The organism is Nostoc sp. (genome assembly GCF_036917975.1).
Taxonomy (GTDB): Bacteria; Cyanobacteriota; Cyanobacteriia; order Cyanobacteriales; family Nostocaceae; genus Nostoc.
On record NZ_JBALEJ010000100.1, the window covers coordinates 1 to 18093 of the forward strand.

At 42.2% G+C, this 18093-nt stretch carries 15 protein-coding genes and 1 pseudogene; 6 read left to right on the forward strand and 10 right to left on the reverse strand.

The window, feature by feature from the left end; genetic code table 11:
* Window positions 1–248: WD40 repeat domain-containing protein (locus tag V7K76_RS31265; protein ID WP_335030371.1), on the forward strand; the 248-nt coding region annotated here is incomplete at its 5' end.
* A 166-nt stretch (window positions 249–414) separates the two neighbouring features.
* On the opposite strand, the gene V7K76_RS31270 is transcribed toward V7K76_RS31265, so the two are convergent.
* Both V7K76_RS31270 and V7K76_RS31275 read right to left on the reverse strand, forming a co-directional pair.
* Window positions 415–5589 carry an nSTAND1 domain-containing NTPase gene (locus tag V7K76_RS31270; protein ID WP_334951563.1) on the reverse strand — a complete coding sequence of 1725 codons (5175 nt, stop codon included), beginning with the start codon at window positions 5587–5589 and terminating at the stop codon, window positions 415–417.
* Window positions 5565–6896, reverse strand: coding sequence for a P-loop NTPase fold protein (locus V7K76_RS31275; protein WP_334777236.1), 1332 nt, complete (start codon window positions 6894–6896; stop codon window positions 5565–5567). The genes V7K76_RS31270 and V7K76_RS31275 overlap by 25 nt, the downstream gene beginning before the upstream one ends.
* Window positions 6897–7617: 721 nt before the next feature.
* Between V7K76_RS31275 and V7K76_RS31280 the strand changes: the two genes are divergently transcribed.
* Window positions 7618–7770: a hypothetical protein gene (locus V7K76_RS31280; protein ID WP_334777237.1), complete on the forward strand. Its 153-nt coding sequence runs from the start codon at window positions 7618–7620 to the stop codon at window positions 7768–7770.
* Window positions 7771–7834: 64 nt separating this feature from the next.
* Here the strand turns inward: V7K76_RS31280 and V7K76_RS31285 are convergent, their stop codons facing one another.
* The 4 genes from V7K76_RS31285 to V7K76_RS31300 all read right to left on the reverse strand — a co-directional run bounded on the left by V7K76_RS31285 (window position 7835) and on the right by V7K76_RS31300 (window position 11311).
* Entirely contained in the window at window positions 7835–8179 is a 345-nt protein-coding gene (locus V7K76_RS31285; protein ID WP_334777238.1) for a DUF1815 family protein, read from the reverse strand.
* Between the two features lie 1068 nt (window positions 8180–9247).
* On the reverse strand, window positions 9248–9463 hold the full coding sequence (locus V7K76_RS31290) for a DUF2839 domain-containing protein (RefSeq protein WP_179066914.1): 216 nt from the start codon (window positions 9461–9463) through the stop codon (window positions 9248–9250).
* Between the two features lie 84 nt (window positions 9464–9547).
* Window positions 9548–9697, reverse strand: coding sequence for a hypothetical protein (locus V7K76_RS31295; RefSeq protein ID WP_334777239.1), 150 nt, complete (start codon window positions 9695–9697; stop codon window positions 9548–9550).
* A 36-nt stretch (window positions 9698–9733) separates the two neighbouring features.
* Complete coding sequence (locus V7K76_RS31300; protein WP_334951557.1) at window positions 9734–11311, reverse strand: ATP-dependent DNA helicase; 1578 nt, start codon at window positions 11309–11311, stop codon at window positions 9734–9736.
* A gap of 118 nt (window positions 11312–11429) precedes the next feature.
* Between V7K76_RS31300 and V7K76_RS31305 the strand changes: the two genes are divergently transcribed.
* Window positions 11430–12392, forward strand: a complete 963-nt coding sequence (locus tag V7K76_RS31305; protein ID WP_334696048.1) for a M48 family metallopeptidase — start codon at window positions 11430–11432, stop codon at window positions 12390–12392.
* Between the two features lie 187 nt (window positions 12393–12579).
* Here the strand turns inward: V7K76_RS31305 and V7K76_RS31310 are convergent, their stop codons facing one another.
* The gene (locus V7K76_RS31310; RefSeq protein ID WP_334777307.1) at window positions 12580–13443 is read right to left on the reverse strand and encodes a CPBP family intramembrane glutamic endopeptidase; all 864 of its coding nucleotides are present in this window, start codon (window positions 13441–13443) and stop codon (window positions 12580–12582) included.
* Between the two features lie 178 nt (window positions 13444–13621).
* Window positions 13622–14059: an AbrB family transcriptional regulator gene (locus V7K76_RS31315; RefSeq protein WP_094350106.1), complete on the reverse strand. Its 438-nt coding sequence runs from the start codon at window positions 14057–14059 to the stop codon at window positions 13622–13624.
* Between the two features lie 1583 nt (window positions 14060–15642).
* Between V7K76_RS31315 and V7K76_RS31320 the strand changes: the two genes are divergently transcribed.
* On the forward strand, window positions 15643–16650 hold the full coding sequence (locus V7K76_RS31320; RefSeq protein ID WP_334777308.1) for a succinate dehydrogenase/fumarate reductase iron-sulfur subunit: 1008 nt from the start codon (window positions 15643–15645) through the stop codon (window positions 16648–16650).
* A gap of 116 nt (window positions 16651–16766) precedes the next feature.
* Here V7K76_RS31320 and V7K76_RS31325 read toward each other — a convergent pair whose 3' ends face one another.
* On the reverse strand, window positions 16767–17291 hold the full coding sequence (locus V7K76_RS31325; RefSeq protein ID WP_334777242.1) for a TolB family protein: 525 nt from the start codon (window positions 17289–17291) through the stop codon (window positions 16767–16769).
* Window positions 17292–17401: 110 nt separating this feature from the next.
* Window positions 17402–17491: pseudogene (locus tag V7K76_RS31330) on the reverse strand (site-specific integrase); the annotation flags it as partial.
* Between the two features lie 143 nt (window positions 17492–17634).
* On the opposite strand from V7K76_RS31330, the gene V7K76_RS31335 reads away from it, so the two are divergent.
* Window positions 17635–17841, forward strand: coding sequence for a DUF6888 family protein (locus V7K76_RS31335; protein WP_442936695.1), 207 nt, complete (start codon window positions 17635–17637; stop codon window positions 17839–17841).
* Between the two features lie 65 nt (window positions 17842–17906).
* On the forward strand, window positions 17907–18086 hold the full coding sequence (locus V7K76_RS31340) for a DUF6887 family protein (protein ID WP_334777246.1): 180 nt from the start codon (window positions 17907–17909) through the stop codon (window positions 18084–18086).
* Window positions 18087–18093 lie beyond the last annotated feature (7 nt).

Consider the following 18093-nt stretch of genomic DNA (forward strand, 5'->3'; position numbering starts at 1 on the left):
TGCGTGGTCATGAAGGTTGGGTCTATTCTGTCGCCATCAGCGCCGATGGGCAGACCATTGTCAGTGGCGGTTATGACGGCACTGTGCGGTTGTGGCGGGGTGGCTGGCGTGCATGGTTGCAAGTCTGTTGCGACAGGTTGCGCTACCATCCCATCTTCACCAATCCGCAAACAGAGGAAGCAAAAGCCGCTTGCGAAGTCTGCCGTAAATATGTTTGGAGTAAAGAAGAAATTAAAAGCGGGGATTAATGAGAACAAAACAGGAAAAATCAAGCTTTAATTTCCAATTTTAAGGCTCAGAACTCCATTTTTCACCTTCAGAACTAGAAACTTCCTGTTCAAAACTAAAACGTTCTGTCCCTAAGTTTTTGGATAGATAATTAATATATATAACGCCTTTCATAATTCTTCTACGTCACCTACCAGAACACAAGGCGCGATCGCTATTCATTACCTTTTGATTAGTCTGCAAATAATCATGGAGCAAGTGGCAACCCTGCGCCAGTAATTTTTCTAGTTGGATATCTGCCAAATTCTGTAAAATCACCGTACCGTTAGCACTTCCCGCAGCTAAAGTTTTGCCGTCATGGCTGAAAGTGACGCTGGTTAATTCATCCTTATAACCTTTCAAAGCAATCAGCAACGTCCCTTCTCGGTTCCAAAGTCTCACGTTGTCATCACTGCTGGCTACCAGAGTCTTGCCATCGGGGCTAAAACTGACACTGATGAAACTATCGCCATCTCCCGTGAGATTATTTAGTAATTCACCGTCTCGGCTCCAAATCTTCACTGTGCTATCAATACTAACTGAAGCGATCGCCTGACTATCAGGTGTCCAAGCAACCCCATTTACCCGGCGGATATGACCAGTTAATGTGTATAGCAATTTACCATCTACACTCCAGATTTTCACGGTTTTGTCATCACTGGCTGAGGCTAGTAACGTGCCATCAGGACTAAAGCTGACCCAATTCACCGCATCTTGATGTCCCTGCAAGGTGTTGAGCAGTTTACCGTCGCGACTCCAAAGTTTGACTGTTTTATCTTTACTAGCTGAAGCTATTACTTGACCATCAGGCGACCAAGCAACACCCAAGACGGCGTCATTATGACCCTGTAAGGTGTTGAGTAATTGACCGTCATGACTCCAAAGTTTTACCGTTTTATCTTTACTAGCCGAAGCAATTACTTGACCGTCAGGGCTGAAACTAACGCCCCAGACTTGGCCTTTATGCCCTGTGAATGTACGGAGAAGTTTACCGTCACGACTGAAAATTTTTACAGTTTTATCTCGGCTTGCTGCTGCTAAGGTGCGATCGCCTGGGCTGAAACTAATACTAGTTACCCAGTCATCGTTATCAGCTTTGGGCTTCCGCAGTAACACATCGTCCCAATGCCAAAGTTTAATAGTTTTGTCCCGACTAGCGGAAGCCAGGGTGCGACCATCTGGGCTAAAACTGACGCTATTCACCCAATTATTATGTCCTTTCAGGGTTCCCAGCAACACACCTTCAGAACTCCAAAGTTTGATTGTCTCGTCGGTACTTGCAGAAGCGATCGTTTTACCATCGGGGCTAAAACTGACGCTGGTAACTCCAGCACTATGCCCCGATAAGGTTCGCAGTAGCTTACCATTCAGATTCCACAGTTTGATAGTCTGGTCTAAACTAGCAGAAGCAATAGTTTGACCATCAGGCGACCAAGCTACACTTTTGACGGCATCTTCATGTCCCTGCAAGGTTTTGAGTAATTTACCATCCCGACTCCACAATTTCACCGTCTTGTCAGCACTCCCAGAAGCTAGGGTTTGACCATCGGTTGACCAAGCAACACCCAAAACTGCACCATTATGTCCCTGCAAGGTTTTGAGTAATTTACCGTCCCGACTCCACAGTTTCACCGTCTTGTCGGTACTCGCTGAAGCGATAATCTGACCATCAGGGCTAAAACTGACACTATTTACTACAGCTTGATGCCCTAATAGAGTCGCAAGCAATTGACCCTCTCGACTCCAAAGTTTTATTGTCTTGTCCTGACTGGCGGAAGCAAGGATTTGACTATCGGGGCTAAAACTGACGCTATTGACGACATCATCATGCCCCGACAAGGTTTTGACCAAGCTACCATCGGGATGCCAAAGTTTGATTGTATTATCCGCACTGGCTGAGGCAATTAAAGAGCCTTGGCTGTTAAATGTAACACTATTTACCCCAGATATATGTCCTTCTAAGCGGTTATATTCTCTTACCCCCGAAACTGCTTGATAAAGCGCCGTCTGCACTTGCTCTCTTGTATAGGAATCTACCCAGACTGTTTGTTGTAATTTTATCCCTGCTTTTAAACCTTCCTTTAAGGCATCAATACCTTTTTGTGAGGCAAAGAGGGCTTCACTGGATACACTCAGGGTTTTAATTTCGCTATCTATTGCTGTAACTATGGAAACACTTAATCCTAATATGGCCAGAACAGAAGCAGTCAGGGCAATTTTCAGCGAACGATTTAATTTAGCTTCACTGAGCCTTTGTTGTTCTTGACTCTCTGCAAGTTTAGCTGTTAACTCTTTTTCTTTAAGTTGAGCTCGCAATTGCTCAATTTCTAACTGACTTAATTCTTCCCGCTTTTGTAACTCCCGCAATTCTGTTAATAAATCTAATCCTTGTTGGGTATGAGGAACTACGAATTTAGAACGCTGCTTATTTTGGAGTTCGCTTTTAAGTCGCTCAATCTCAGCTTTACTTTGTTCTACTTTATAGCGTAGTTGGTTAAGTTGTACCTGTAGGCTCGATTCTTGTTGTTGCAGATAGCGAATCAAGTCTACTAAATAATCGTGAATTAGTTGATAGCGTTCTGGGACATCAGGAAAGAGAACTACTAAACCGGAACGCACTAAAATATCTAACACTAAATCTAATTTGCCAGCATCTTCTAATTCTGCTAGCTGTGTCGCCAACTCAGCACGAGTTTTAAAAGGTCGGTTGTTACTTTCATCTGTTAATAAATATAAGACAAGTAAGGCGGCTCGTTCGTTTTCTGGTCCGCAATCTTTAATCAGTTCTTTAATATATCGCTCAATGAGTTTATTAGGTCTATATGGCTGATATTCTTCTAGTGTAGTAATGCGTTCATCTTGAATCTGCGCTCCCACAACTTGTAATTCAATGGGGCGGACTTCACCAAATTCTGTTGATAAATCTTCGATTAAGGCATCAATTAAAGCCGGCTCTAAATTAAACTGCGATCGCTCCGTCAATTTTCGGATAATTGCTTTAGCATATTCTGGCGAAAAATTATTTAATTGATAGCGGATATGCTTGTCGAGAATATTATTATTAATCGCTTCTAGTGCCGAAAGATGTTTAAAGTCTAATAACCGATGTAAATAATCTTCTCGCAAGGAAAGGATAACTTTAACAAAGGGTATATTTAGGCAGTCGCTAATAAATTTATCAAATTCTTGCTTTTGATTGCGATCGCTATAACCAAAGAAAAATTCTTCAAACTGGTCAAAAATCAAAACTGTGATCAGATGGTTGTCAGCATTTTCTTTGAGTTGCTGTAAAATTCTCAGGATGGTAATAGGTGTGCCAGAGTAGGGTAAAACTTCCGGTTCAATGGCTGCTTCTGGCTTAATATCAGCATAAATAGCAAGGGATGCGTCACTAGACATCGCCTCACTTAAAGATTTCCCTAATTCCCGCGCCCAATCGGTATAAACTTGCAGTACCACAGGCACGGCTATTTGATCGCCAATGGCTCGATTTTGCAATGCTGGAACTAAACCCGCCGTGACGGTGGAACTCTTACCCACCCCTGACTGTCCGTGAATCACCGTCAACTTTTGATCGGCGCGGCTAATTCTGCCAATTAAGTTATTAATATCACGCTCCCGACCAGAAGCAGCAATTTCTAAAGCAACGGTGCTACTTCCAGAAGGTGCCATCAATGCGGGGTTTGTCGCTTGTCTTTGGGGTTGCAAGCGTCCCGCACCAATAAAAGCCCGAAAACCATACTGCTGTTCAACAGAACGCCGTTTCTGTCGAATGCAATAGGCTTCCAGATAGCGCCCTTCTTCAAAATATAGCGATCGCAGTGTCCGCAATAAGCGAATATAACGATGGGCATCGTATTGATGGGCACTGTTTTCTAAGGCTGCTGGTAGTTCTTTTGTGGCCTTATCTAAGTATTCATCAGCTACTACTAGTTCACCTAAATTTCGCTGTGCCTTCGCCAATACTAAATAGTAAATTTGCCCCAATAATAATGGAAATAAGCAGTTATAAGGGTCGTTGTGCTTTTGCGCCTCACCTAATTTCAGCAGTGATACGTGTGCTAAAATACTTGCCTGTACCCACCGCGACTGCTGCACAGCCACTTGTGCTAGAAAGCCGTAGTCACAAGCTAATTGGATTTGACTACCATAAGTTTGATGTAACTCCAAAGAATTTTGAGCAACTGTCTGCAACTCTTCCCACTCTTGCAGATATTGCAAAACCTCTGCAAGTTGATTAATAAATCCAGCCACTATATCTAAACGCCCAGCCACCTGCAAGATATTCAAGCATTGCTGAAAATAAGATTTAGCTGTATTCCAATGGCGACGGTTTTCTGTTTGATTTTGCTCTGCAAAACGGCAGTAACACAGCCCAATATAAAACAGCAAAATTCCCTGTCGCAGCAGCAAGGGAGATGGAGGCGATGGAGGAGATGGGGAAGTAAAGGGAGCAGGGGGAGTCAACTCCTCATCTTCTCCAGTCTTTTTATGCAATTTTGAATTTTGAATTTTGAATTTTGAATTGATTTCCTCTGTCTCCGCCAACTTTTGCCAAACTTGCAAGCTTTGTTGAAAATGGCTTAAAGCTTTATTGATGCGATCGCTAATATAATTATCTAGACCAAAAACAAATTCTAAACTAGCGTATAATTCTGGCTGTAAGGTAATACCACGATTGTGCAATTCTCTAATGGCAAAGTGGAGTTCATAGCTATGCTCCCAGACTTGCTCCACAGTGGAATAATGCTTTGCAACTTGCAGATTTTGATTTTGTGCAGCATCACTTAGTAACACCGTAGCAAATAAAGAGTCAGTTTCCTGTTGCAGAAATTGCAGCAGAGATTGAGTTGTCATTTCAAACCGAATCGGTGTCGCCGCCCAACTAGCAAAATCTGGTGCTAAACGGACTACCTTTTGCAATATTTCTTCATTCACCCACAAAATCATCGGAAATGGGTGGCGTTTGCGAAATTCATCCCGAATATGATTAATAGACCTCAGTAAATCATCGATTCCATCTACTGACTCTAAACCCAAAATCATCAACGCCGATGGCGGATTAGCTTCGGTTAGCAGTTGTAAATGAATACTTGTGTAAAGACTTCTAGCATTATGTGGCAGAACTACCTTGAGAATTTGGTGTACTCCTGAAGAGAGTTCTTCGAGTCGTTGCAGCATTCGCTCTTGCAAAGCTCGATAATTGCAGCACACCAAAACCAGAGAAAATTGACCACTAGAAAGGGTAATTGCTCTCCCTAAACTCCGCAAAGCCCGCTCATTAGCTGCTCTGACATCTACTTGTGGGTGTCGTTCAACCATGATTTAAATTTTTCCGTCTCTGCTAAAACTGGGTTGACGGCAAACCAAGCTCCCTGATGATCGCGGTATTCAAATACAAACAGACTTCGCAATAGAGTGTAGTATTCTATATCACCTCTAACTCTCTGCTGCTGCACCACCTGAAAGATTAATTCCCACTCCTGGGGATCGATGGCGTTAGCTCGGTAATCTCGCTGTCTTTGAATCACCAATTCGACACACTCCCGCTCAAAGGGTGGATCTTGTTCTCGCAGACAGTCAAACAGCAACCCTAGTAAGTCGCGTACATGACCACCACTAATCAAGCACAATCGATCTAAGGTTTCTAGACTATCAAACACTTCTGTAATTAAGCCTAACCGATCGCTAGCTAAAATGTCTGGAAAAGCTCTAGCTAGTACCATTTGCCGTAACATTGTTAGCCCTTGCGGAAAAATCTCGCCAGAGCGCAGACGTACAGGTATCATCGGCAAAACTTTTGGTGCAACTCCACCCCCCAAACGATGTTGAAGTTCGGCGCTATCGTTGGAAAAAGTCAAGGCTAGGGGAATAGTGTAGACTACATGACAATTCAGTTTGCGTAATTGTTCACCACGCTGAATAAATAAATATTCTGGCAGCGATCGCCCCGATGGTAAAGGTCGAATTGCGACTCGATCCAAGTTATCAACAATCACTACCAGTCCTTTTTTCCCCCTGGCTTTCAGTTGCTTGATGGCAGGTTCTAGCAATTCTTGATTAATTGACTGTAAAATATTTGCTGTTCGCGGTTCTAGATAATCCCTTAGCCGCCGCCGCAATTGGGGACTTTCTTTAGTTTTAGCTGTAATTTTGGCAATTCCTACAGACAACTCTGCTTCTACCCCAAGTTCAATTGGTGTTTGCAGAAAATCGACAATTTCACCAAACAACTTGGTAAAATAGGTAGGTTTGAGCCTGATTTTCATCGCTTCTAAGCTTTCACTTACCTGTCCTGCGATCGCTAACAAAATATCAGTCACATCCACATCAGCCATTTCTAAGACGTGGGTAGACTCAAAGTAAACTACATGAAATTGCTCCACTTCTAACTCAGCTTGCAGCCGCAACAACTCCGTTGATTTTCCACAGCCGAGATGTCCGGTAAATAGCTGACAAGTTGGAGAATTCGGCGAGATTCGAGCGATCGTGCGCTGCAAAGCCTCGATGATTTTACCACCCCGCACCGCAGCAAAATCGATATAGTACCTGCGATCGCTAGGGTTTCCTATAATTAGAGGTCTGCTCGGATTGCAAGCCTGATAAAATCTTTCTAAATCTAGGAGCATAACTAATCAAGTTCACTCAGGAATGGGGATGACAAAATTTACTAGATAAATATATTGATTTTAGGTAATTTATGCCTTATTTTAATCAAACTACTAACTAAACTAGCAGCATTCAGGATAATTGTTTATATCTATAGGAATCCGATTTGATGACTGAACTTACTTGTGTAGGCAGAGAACTCTTAACTAGGAAGAAGGGAATAGACGTGTACTAAGTTTTTTCACCCAATCAAATACGAGTCCTATATGTTCGATATAGCATAGATTAATGGTGATATTTGAGTTAAAGTAAGCAAAAATACTACTATAAGTACAAATAGCAAAAATATCTAATATCAAATAAGGTACTCTTATGAATATTAAAAATATCCAACACAAAAAAAGGTACTGTTAAGTACAATTTTATCGCTCTCTTGAAGGGAGCATCTCAACGAAAGCAAATATACCAAGCGATTAGAAATCGCAGCTACAAAAACCAAGTCCGCTTATGCAGACTCAAATAATTTTAAACCCAGGTCGGTGGGTTTTGTCTGTATAGCCGCGACTTCTAGTCGCCAGGGCTAATAATAATTTAGACTTTTCAAAATGTAGAGAACTGCTGGAGAATATTCTGATTCTGGTATGGATTAATATGAGCAAAAATACCAAGAACTGATTCTCAAAAATCTCAGGCTTTTGGTTTGGAACTTATTCCTATTTCTCACCCTACCGAATGTGTTTCTTGAAAAACACCGTCAGCATTTTGATAGCACTTTGGAAAAAGAGCAGTGGCGAATTAGTGAGGTTTTGGCAAATGCAAAAAATTTGCGATGGGCAAGCTACGAGCCAATCACTTAATGGTAATGGAGAATGGGTAAGAGCGATCGCTAACTAAGCCACTATTACCGATTACCAGTCACCGATAATCAATTTATAACTTGCCATCGACCTTTGAAACCTTAATACTTCTTGGCAAGAGTTTTAGTACCTGTATCAGTTTGCATAGATTGCTTGACAAGATCAGCCAGTTCGTCTAGCTGGCTAATTGCCTCCGCACCTTCTAGCTTCATTAATTCGCGGTCATCCCGCATTTCCGTCCAAGTGATCCCGTAATCGGACACTAAAAACCGAATTAGATGGTTATCACCCAAGCTAACCATAAATGATGCACTATTCATTTGGTCGCCACAGGTGTAGCAAGACGCAGGATACCCACGCCGCTCAAGTACAACCGCCAATGCTTGCAGGTTCATTACCAAGTCTTGGACGAATTGTCGATGTTGATGTGCTAGTCTCAGAAACACTTTTGTCCTCCAGACACCACAGTTATTTGAGTCTCTTTTATATTTTCTTTAGATTTATCTCATCCACTGGTATTGTAAACTATTTGCTACAATTACCAGACAGATAATATTGAGTCGTTAATTAACTACCTTGTTTAGGGTAGCAGATCGGGGTTTTGAGGGTCGTATCAAACTATTCAGTTTGCAAATTCAAAATCTCGGACATAATTGCTAAATTTAACTATATCTTTATACACTTCTGTCAGGGTAGATTCTTACAAGAAGCGATCCGCTTTAAGAGTAACTTAAATTTAGCACTAGTCAACTACAGAAAAGCTACATATTTCGTTTTTATTGATGACATTTAGCCAAAATGACTGTGATTAGAAGCCATAACATAGTTTTGCATCACTATAGTGTTTTTTACTCAGATGTTTGGTCTATTCTCTTTATACCGTAGATTTTGGTATAGACAAATGATGAAGTATACCAAATTCATTCCTCTTGTATATATAAAGTTAAATAGATGACAGTGCAAATCTAATATTACGTGCTAATAGTAGACTAAACGTAGCTCTTTACACAAACTTCACGTAATTGATAGACCAATAGGCTTGGGTTAGGGACTTCCAATTAACAATTCAAAATTCAAAATTAAAGAAATTTCAGACGGGGATTTAGCGAGAAACGCGGTCTTGGGCTTTGCCCAAGTGGAGCGATTTCTCAAGACAAACCCCGACTGAAATGGGTGCTACATGTAGATTTGCCTCGTTCCCAGTCTCCGACTGGGAATGCTTGTCTTTGAGGCTCCGCCTCTCTTTACTAGCGGCAGAGCCGCTTTGAGTTGCATTTCCAGCCTCCGGCTGGAAACGAGGTTTGAAAAGGGTTTTAGCTTAAGTGTATTGATTGATAGAAAAAGCAAATCAACCCAACACTGACAATACCTAAACTCAGGAGAGCAATGTTGTCATTTAGGCAATATTTTTAGCTATTTTGGGAATATAAACCGCCCATTTGACAATTTGGTGCAATCTCACCAATAATTACGAATTACATAGCTTGCTTCTCGCCGGAGGCGAGTATTACGAATTAGTAGACTACTTGCCACCAACCGAAAGCTGGGCCGATAAAACGGATAGTTGCCCATCCTACAACCATAATACCAATGCCTATCCAGGCACCACGAGTAGTCCAAGTGACAAATTGTTCGCCTTGAGTTTTTGTGATGGGAACCCAAGGCAAGATGCGAGCCTCTTGACCGTATGTTTCCTTCTGTGTGGTTTTACGACGTTTTGCTTCACCCATAATCAGCAACTCAAATTCTACTTAGGTTCTAAATTTATTTTGCCAGGAATCATCGCTACAGAGAGGCGATGATTCGCATATCTTCTATAAGCTGATAATAGTGCTTGCTTTGAAGCGATCGCATTTTGGTTGACAAAATTTAAATTGAGTATTCGGCAAAACAGTTCCGTTAGCGTTAGCGGGGCGTTTAGCCCGTTCCGAGTTACGAGTGGGGAATCTCACTTCTTTACTCATTACTCAGCACTCCTGAAGGGCGTTGGTAACTGGACTTTAGGCGGAATTTTCCTCATCGGTATTAGAAAACAGACTGGGATCGAGATAGTTAATGCGTGCCAGAGGACTTAAAGCAGCGAGAATTTGAGCGCCGTAGCTGCGGTTAACTACACGACTATCAAGTAAAGCTACGATTCCTTGACTTTCTCGTAGTGGAGCGATCGCACGTTGTAATTCATTTAAAGCTGCTGGCAACAAGTATAAACGGAACCAATCTTGATGCGATCGCTTATAAAGAGCTACCCTACCAGCTACCAGGGGATTTTCTAAAGATGGTAGGGGTAAAGTCGCAATGATTAACAGATGAGGTGCTGGCAAAACTCGTTGATGTTCTCGCCAAAATTCCCAGCCGCTAATCAAAATACCATTTTCATCCAAACAAGTTTTTTCTACTTGCACCCGCGAACCAAACTCTGAAGCCAGAATTGTCGCAACTTGAGATTTTAGTGGTACATCCCCCACCAAGATAACCGTTAATCCTGGTACTGTCGCACTTAAACAAACCAGTGTGCGGACTTTGTGAATAAATGCCGCTTGAAACTCTGGTGTGTTGGGTAGAGGCAACTTATAAGGTACATAAAGTTGAATTGCTTCCGCTTGACTTTCCGAAGAGAACTTCAGGCAAGTTAAATCTTCCAAACCCAGGCGTTGGCGGAAAAGGGGAGCCTCAGTTTCCGGTTCGATGGCGCTACCAACTAAAACGACTGGTTGTCGCTGCCAAATTGGCGAGAGTATTTCGCCTAATTCCATTGGGGCGTAGTGCAAAGAAAATAAACCTTGTCGATGGGCAATAGTTGCCCAGAAGAGGGCAGGGGGGGTAGGGGAAACAGGGAGGGCAGGGGAAGAAAGATTTTCATCAAGGGTTTGAAGTTGTTGCCAGAATTGTTTCCAAGGTTCTGGCAGTGATTGTACTGACTCTAAAGCCAAATACAGACGACTCAAAATTTCTATTTCTGGCTGGGAAATTAGATAGCACTGATATGGATTAGCTGGATGCTGAAAAAGTTCGTGTGTTAGTTGTATCCGTGCTTCGCGAATTGCCTCAGCTTGGTTTGGGCAAGCTAGCATTAGCTGATCCCAATCATGGGGTTGAATATCTTGGGTAAGTTGATCGCGCACCCAATCTTCGAGATCGTCTACCCCCTCAATAATTGTGGGAATACCTTGGGGAAAGCGATCGCCACCAGTCAATTGTCCTCTTAACCAAGCTTCTGGGGAGGTTAACAGTAGCCCTTGAAACTGGGCATCAGGCCAAGCGTCACCTGTTCTAATCGATTTATTGGTTGGTAGCCACTGCTGTAGGCGGGGAATTTCCACCCGCAGCAGAAGTTGCTGCACTGCTTCTTGAGCAACAATAATTACAGGACCATGCCACATTAGGGCTGATGCTACGAAACTAGTACGATACCGCCCTTGATAACCACAAACTGCCCCGACTTGAATTAGGGCGCTACGTCCCAGGCGCAAGGCGCGTGCTACCAACCGTGCCATCGTCAAATGATGGGGCCAGGAAGGGAACCCCGCTTGCGATCGCAAAAAGTTATGTAGTGACAAATGAACTTCTGCCTCAATCACACGCTTTTAATTCCATACAAAGTGACTTTTACTGCCAATTGCCCCATTTCTATTATCTTGTCATTTGTCCTTTGCTAATGACCAATGACTAATGACAAATCACCCAACACCCTAAATTATGCCAACTTACACAGGAATTTCCAGCGAAGCCTTCAGGCATCCACTAGATCGCCAAGCCGAGCAAGCTTTACGAAATTTACCAGGATTTGATTTAATTGCTCGTAAATTTGTGGAATTTATCTACGAACGCCCTCAATTAGTCTATCTAATGGGTAACACCATCCAAGTCGGGCCGCGTCAATATTCCACTATTTACCAGATGTTTCGTGAATGCGTCCGGGATTTAGATATTTACCCAGAACCAGCACTGTTTGTCTCGCAAAATCCCGAAGCAAATAGCTATGCGTTGGGGCAAGAGAATCCTTACATAGTTATAAATACAGGGATATTAGACTTACTAGACGAAACCGAGATTCGGACGGTGCTAGCCCATGAACTGGGGCATATTAAATGTGGTCATACTATTTTAATTCAAATGGCGATGTGGGCGATGAATGCTGCCTCTGCCTTGGGAGAATTAACCTTCGGCATCGGTAATATTGTCACCCAAGGCTTGATTTACGCCTTTTTTGAGTGGCGGCGCAAAGCCGAGTTATCGTCAGATCGTGCTGCACTACTAGTAGTGGATGACTTGAATCCGGTGATGTCAACGATGATGAAACTCTCTGGCGGTAGTCACAAATATGCCAATGAGTGTAGTTTACAAGAGTTCATCAAGCAGTCGGAAAATTATCAGGCGTTGGATGAAGATGGACTGAATCAGATATATAAATTCTTGATCTACAATGGCGCTCAGGGTACGATGTTGAGCCATCCTTTCCCTGTTGAACGCTTGCATTACTTACGGGCGTGGGCAGTATCCGAAGAATACCAGCAAATTCGCCGAGGAAATTATCAGCGATCGCCTGCTTCTGGATCGGTAAATGTTTCAGCAGAATCTTCCGAAAATCAAACAGAAACTTTACGCCGTCAAATTGAAGAATTACAACGGGAAATCGACAGAATCAGAAGGAATCAGTAGTTTTTATTAAGGAGGCAGGAGGCAGAAGGCAGGAGGCAGAAGGTTTTACCTCAGTTGAGGATTCAGCCTCCTCCTCAATTGACATCCTCACCGCCGTGTTCGCCCTTGGCGTTCCCGAAGGGTACGCATGGGGAAAAAGGAGTAATGAGTAATAAATAGCCCCAAATTTTTAATTTGCTGGGGTCTTCTATGCGAAATTAAAATACTTAGAGAATAACCAGATAATTACTCCAGTTCCCAGTACACAAATAATTCCTGCCAAGCCAGCTAGGGGTTTTTTATTTTTACCGGTAAACCAGTCAGAGACAATACCAGTGTATGTAATTAGTTCTGCTGTATCTATGGTAGCGATCGCCCATACCCATCCCGCGTGTAATCCCCAAGCTAAACCCAAATTACCACTGGCGGCAAAGCGTGCCAACACTAGCACCATTCCCATCAGCCACAATCCAGGCAGTTGGGGTGCAGTTTCGCGCTGCTCCCAAACCAGATGTAACAAGGCAAAAATCAAGCTAGAAATTACTGCTGCTACCCAAACTGGGTAATCTTGCGCTAATTCTGTGAACAGGAAACCGCGAAAAATTAACTCTTCTATGCCACTGACTAACAACGCGATCAAGAAAATCGGTAGCAATATGGGTAGTAGTAACTTGAAATTCGTTTTTTCAAAAGAACATAAACCTAACCCGAATTGTCCACCAAATACAATAGCTAGGCTCCCGACTCCCAAAGCAAAACCTAGCGCTAAATAACCAAGAGTTGAAAGATTGCCAACAAAGCCGTAATCTGAAAAAGATTTATTAGTCAGCCAAACAACTCCCCAGAGAATCAGAGGAGCTAATAGGTAAAGTGACACCAATAATGGCATCTTCTGCTCTGGCTGCAAAGGTTTAAGGGGTTGCCAATTTAGCAATATTGCTGATATTGTTGCTACTGGCAACCAGCAAACTATCCAGCAAATAAAAAATGCCACCACTATCACTAGTGCTGGTGCATTTTCGATAAATGCCAGTAAGGCGTTGACCGAAGGCTCAAAGAAAGTTATCAAAATAAATAAAAAAACACGATAGACTTATTGCATTATAGATTTCTTGCCGATTAATCAAGACTCTACTAAATTTGGTGACTTCTGCAAGGGGTCTAATCGTATTTTTTACCTGGTTATCAGTTTGCTATTGGGTTAGGGACAAGTTATCATCACCTGAAACTTATCCCTACCATCAGCAAATTTACTCTTCGTCTTCCAAATCTTCGTCTGATTCGTCAGAATCTATATCTTGTGATGTTAGTTTTTTATCACTTTCACCTAGTTGAATCAGGTGAATATGTTTGTATCCCAGTCTAATTTCAAACTCATCTCCAGCCTTTAAGCCCATTGCTTTGGTATATGTAGCACCAATTACAATCTGACCATTTTGATGGACACTAACCCGGTATGTCGGTTCGCGGCCACGACCATCTTTAGGTGCTTCTGGACTTAGAGGAATTCCCCTAGCAGATAGCAAAGCATCATAAAAATCAGTGAGATTGACACGAACCTGGTTATTTTTAGTAACAGTGTAATAGCCACACTGTTTAGCTCTTTCTCGGCGTGGTAATGTGGAAAGTTCTTTTACTTTAGCAAGTAGTGCTTTTCCGGTTAATGGCGCGGTTGCAGTTTCAGTCATTATGCTCAAATTTTCCTTACTCTCTCCAAGCTGATAAACGATGTAGTCTTATGCTGGCATTTGACTTTTTAGCATTTGCATAGAGCTACTCAAGACCCTAGTGTAACGGGTGAATTCCTGCCGATAGGAGCCAAAGGCACTTCTATATATGGTTGTCCACAACCAACTAGAGGCCATAGTTGCCATAGACATTAATTTTGGTGATGTTACGGCACTTTTAACCATTATTCGCCATCAGAAAGAAAACTATTTTTTCCTTTGGCGCTACTGTAGCGGTGTAACTTTCAGCCACCTTTACAAATCGGGTAGGTTCTACTGCAAATAAGTCGTAGACCCCAAAAATTGCAGGTTTTTCACTTTCAGTGCTTGCCTTTCTTGCCAATGAGCAAGTAGAGTTTTCTCTACTCGTCCTCTCAAGCTTAGGACAGCATAGTATTTCAATAGAGTCCTACGGGCTTATGCCCTTTTGTCCTGCCAGTAGAGACGCGAATTCTCTTGTCTCTACATTACGAATCAACAAAGCAGTAGTAACCGCGCTGATACGGCTATTGATTCTGGTTTTGTCACTTCGTAATTTTATATTAAATACTAGCATGGACTAATAATAGCAAAATAGTTGTTTAATTTTGAATTAAAGTTGCTAGTAAATTTTTATTTAAATTCCTGGACTTGAAAGTTGAAAAAGCAGTGACGATTTTCCTAACCCTTTATTGCAAGCCTGAGCATTGCCATCTAGATTTTATAAAAATTTATATAATTGAGACGAGCAGTTTTGACCAATGAGTTCAATCCAATATTTTCTTGATTGAGAGCAAGCCAAAAACCAAAAAGTCTCGCGTATCAGGGTTTCGCGGTTCTCTAACTTTTCTTTGAAAGTGGTGAGGATTTTTCCTCGGTTTATTATCTTCAGGTCAAAAGTGGTAAGAGGATTTTGCACGTCTGTCTATGGGAAGAACAAATCTCTTAACATCTGCCTAGTGATTGATTGCCACTACTATATATTAAACATGGGTTTTCACACTTCTATATAGAGTGTTCCAAAAAATAAATGATCCAAAACCCGTCATTGCTTCGCTTCGCTCTCTACGAGACGCACTCGCGTTCGCAATGACAATTGGGCATTTTTTTACTTGGAGTACTCATAATCAAAAAATTCTGTCAAGCGGTAGCGAAGGCAGAATTTTAGAGTCAGGACTGCTTGACTCTAGTTGACATCAAGATGTGTTGCTAACCTGACATGCATTTCATTTGGATATGCTCGCTAGGTCAAAAATTAACCTAAGTTCCTTTTTAAGCAAACCCTCTTTCCTTTATATTCCCAAACAGGTAAATTCAATGCAAAGCGGCGATTATACTTTTGGCGTTTTAACTCAGAATTTGACAAAAATCTTGCTTACAGGGCTGCTACAAGTAAAATTTTAATGGTTATCCTTAAACTAGAATCAGTTACCCTTTAATCGTCAGCCTATTAACATCAGAGTTTGAATTAAGGGCAAAAAAGTATAGCTCACTTTTCGGAACTACCTGCTTGACTGATGATTTTTGAGGCTGGCGAAGCAATTTTAAAATTTTGGTTAGTGGTTATGGAAGTTATTTTTAAGGTCATTCGACAGCAACAAAATTCCTCCCCTGTTGTACAAACCTACCTGCTAGAGGCAGAACCAGGTAATACAATCTTGGATTGCCTGAATCAGATTAAGTGGGAGCAAGATGGAACTTTGGCATTTCGCAAAAATTGCCGCAATACCATTTGTGGTAGCTGTGCTATCCGAATTAATGGGCGTTCGGCTTTAGCTTGTAAAGAAAATGTTGGCAGTGAACTTGCCAGATTACAACAAATACCATCATCCCCAAGTAAAGTAAATGCGATTCCTGAAATCACGATCGCGCCTCTTGGCAATATGCCCGTGATTAAAGATTTGGTTGTAGATATGAGTAGTTTCTGGAATAATCTTGAGGAAGTTGCCCCTTATGTGAGTACGGCAGCACGACAAGTACCAGAAAGAGAGTTTTTGCAAACACCACAAGAGCGATCGCGCCTCGATCAAACTGGTAACTGTATTATGTGCGGTGCTTGTTACTCTGAATGCAACGCCCGTGAAGTTAATCCCGACTTTGTAGGGCCTCATGCCCTTGCCAAAGCTTACCGAATGGTAGCAGATTCCCGCGATAGCGATACCGAAAATCGTTTAGCAAGCTACAACGAAGGTACTAAAGGCGTGTGGGGTTGCACCCGTTGTTTGTACTGCGATTCAGTTTGTCCAATGGAAGTTGCACCATTAGAACAAATCACCAAAGTTAAACAAGAAATTCTCGCCCAGAAACAAAAGAGTGATAGTCGCTCAATTCGTCACCGAAAAGTATTGGTAGATTTAGTTAAAGAAGGTGGTTGGATTGATGAACGTCAATTTGGTTTACAAGTTGTCGGTAATTATTTTCAGGATTTAAAAGGATTACTCAGTCTTGCACCCCTCGGTTTGCGAATGATCCTCCGGGGTAAATTTCCCCGATCATTTGAACCTTCAGAGGGGACAGAACAAGTGCGATCGCTAATTGAATCTGTGCAACAAGAAGTAGGGAATAGGGAATAGGGAATAGGGAGTAGGGAGTAGGGAGTAGGGAATAGGGATTAAAAGAATTCTTTCCCAGTCCCCAGTCCCCAGTCCCCAGTCCCCAGTCCCCAGTCCCCAGTCCCCAGTCCCCAATCTCAACGCGGCTCTTGAGGTATATTCAACGGCTGTCCATAACGGTCATATACTAAAATATCCCACTGCCCATTATTACTGGACTCAAAGGCAATCCTGCTACCATCAGCGCTAATTGTAGGGTTGCGGACTTCCGCTTGCAGGTTATTAGTCAAATTCCGTGATTGACGTGTTTCCCGATCGTAGAGAAAAATAGCCGATCGCCCTTGACGGCTAGCACCAAAGACAATATAATGACCATCTTGGGAAACACTAGGATGATTTGCGATCGCATCAAAAGAGTTTAAACCCGGCAAATCAACCAAATCACGAGTTACCGTATCAAACATATAAACATCTTGGCTACCCCGTCGGTCACTAATAAAAACAATGTATCTCCCAGAGATTTGGGGGTCTAACTCCGACGATAAACTATTGAGACTCCGACCCCCCGGATCAAAGGGATAACTCAAAATTCGAGGGTAGCCAAAACACCCAGTCAATAAACTTAAACAGAAAAATACAGGTATAAAAAAAATACGTTTCATATAATTAGTAATTTAGTCATTAGTCAATAGTCTCACAACTCCTAACTCCTAAGGTACAGACGCGATTAATCAATCACTGGGAAGGTGTGATGCCTGCGGCGGGCGTAGCCATCGCGGTCATTGTCTAAGCCACCACTGAAGATTAGCTGTATCTCTTGCTGAGTAAGAACCTTGGCGCGTCCATGCCGATTTATTTTCATTGGCAGACTGTAGACCCTGTGATCCACAGCCTATAATGTTTTGACATATGATTTGCATAACTGTTTGACCTTTAGGTGAAACTAGAGGTGGTAGTACAAAAAATAAAAATTCTGAGGAGATAATCAAACCACTGCATCCTACAATAGAACAGCTAGAAACCTTCTACCGCGTATGTGTACGAGCAAGCAATCTATTAAGAACAATTGAATTAACTCGCTACGATACACGCTCTCAAAGAATCGTAGTGTTAATAGGCGAAACAATTCAAGTAGAAATTTTAAGTAACGGTGAGGAATTAAAACAAGTCGCAAGTCGCAAGTCGCAAGTAAGTTTTGTGACGTGGATTTAGACCCCGACCCAAAACTTGCCGGTTATTGAACCGGGGGACTTAAACCCACGGAGTTTGTTAATTCAATGAGTAACTATCAACAATTAAGCGAAGCCGAACTGAGAACTTATGTAAAAACACATCCAGATGATGAGGAGGCTTTTCAATATTATTTAACAAATATGAGGGCAAAACCTAACCGCGTTGTAGTTAGTACAGAGGAACAAGCCCTAATTGAATTTAGGAAGAGAATACAAGCGGATTGACACTCCC